Raw genomic sequence first — 1850 nt, 5'->3', positions numbered from 1 at the left:
CGGAATCGTCGCCGCCCCCCCCACCGCTCTGCCGGAAGACAACGCCGGCGTCCGCCCCCGCGACTACCGCTATGTCTGGCTCAGAGACGCCGCGATCACCATGTCCTGCCTGCTACGGGCCGGCTACCGCGACGAAGCACGTGCCTGGAGGACCTGGCTCCTGCACGCGGTCGCTGGAGACCCCGAGAACCTACAGATCATGTACGGCATCGCGGGTGAACGTGAGTTGCCGGAGAACGAACTGGACTGGCTGACCGGGTACGAGGCCTCACTCCCCGTCCGCACCGGCAACGGGGCCGCTGGACAGCGTCAACTCGACGTCTACGGCGAGGTGATCGAGGCCCTGCACCTGGCCGCGAACCTCGGTCTGGAGCGCGACGAGACCAGCAACCACTTGCTGGTCAAGCTTGTCCAGTCCGTCGAAGCCCACTGGCGCGAGCCCGATAGGGGCATCTGGGAAGTCCGGGGCCCGGACCGGCACTTCGTGCACTCCAAGGTGATGGCCTGGGTTGCGGTTGACCGCACGATCAAGCTGATCGAAGGCGGCCACGCAGATGGCCCTGTCAACCAGTGGAGGCGTCTGCGTGACACGATCCACCAGGATGTGTGCGCCAACGGCTTCGACCCGGACCGCAACACCTTCACGCAGTCCTACGACGGCCAGGAACTGGATGCCGCACTCCTGCTGATCCCCCAGGTAGGTTTCTTACCCGCGGACGACAAGCGGGTCATAGGCACGGTCGAAGCCGTCCAGAAGGAACTCTCCACATCGGACGGATTCCTCTTGCGATACCCGACCGAGGGGCCCAACACCGGCGTGGACGGGCTGCCGGGCGACGAGGGCGCCTTCCTGGTCTGTTCGTTCTGGCTCGCCGACGCCCTCGCGATGATCGGCCGCGACGAAGAGGCACGCGTGTTGTTCGAGCGCCTACTCACCCTGCGCAGCGACCTGGGGCTGTTGGCCGAGGAGTGGGACCCTCAGCAGCGGCGGCAGGTCGGCAACTACCCACAGGCCTTCTCCCACATCGGAATTGTGGATGCTGCCCTCGCCCTGGAACACCGGACCGCGCAGCGTGAGCTCCCACGTGGAGGTGACCCGCGATGTACCGTCACCTCTCAGCCAGCGTCCGGCGTTTGCTGTCCCGGATAGGAGAGCACCCACCCCGCCCTCCTCGCCGTGCAGCACGGGCGAGCACCCGACCGCCACCTGCCGTGACGGCACAATCGTCCGGGTTCCACAGCGCCTGGCCACCCTTCCCCGCCGCTCCGCACCAGCCTGTGCCGCAGCCGAGGGAGACCGGTCAACCTCGCGTGCCGACGTCCCGCGGCTGCGCACCCGGGCATGAGCATCCTGCCGTCATGCACCGCATGTATCGCTGGCCGCCCCAAGGTCGCGCTGTATGTGCTGGTCAAGGAGGGCACCGATCCAGGTGCCTCGTCACCGTCTCCTAGGTCGACCTCTGCGCCAGCGGCTCCGTGCACGAGCAGGAGCTCCACCACCCGTGGGCAGGAGACGGATTCCTCCACCTTGCCCTCGATGAAACCCAACTCTGATCAGGAGCAGCAATGCCGAACGCCACCTACTCCCCCGCACTACTGGCCAGCCAAGAGCCGAACAGAAGTACACCGTCTGCCCCGCCCGGCAAACGCCTCACCGGTGAGCAGGCCGTCGTATTTCGCGCTCACGTCGTGTCCCTGTATTCCGAGCCGAACCCCATGTCGATCCGCGCCATCTGCGCTGAGACCGGACGGTCCTACGGAAACATCCACACGGTCCTCAAGAAGGCGGGCGCCGCCCGGCGCCCCCGTGGTTTCCAGAAGCCGTCCCGACCGAAGGTTCACCGTGACGG

Annotated in this window: 2 protein-coding genes; both read left to right on the top strand. The window is 66.9% G+C overall.

All coding sequences use genetic code 11. The features are described from left to right. Window positions 1–1150: glycoside hydrolase family 15 protein (locus ACWFR4_RS48160; protein ID WP_453658253.1), on the top strand; the 1150-nt coding region annotated here is incomplete at its 5' end. Window positions 1151–1566: 416 nt separating this feature from the next. After that, the coding region (locus ACWFR4_RS48155; RefSeq protein ID WP_453658251.1) for a helix-turn-helix domain-containing protein at window positions 1567–1850 on the top strand (284 nt) is incomplete at its 3' end.

This window comes from Streptomyces sp. NPDC055140, from assembly GCF_053607285.1.
Note: the sequence above shows the minus strand (reverse complement) of the source record. Positions and strands in the feature narration are given on the sequence as shown.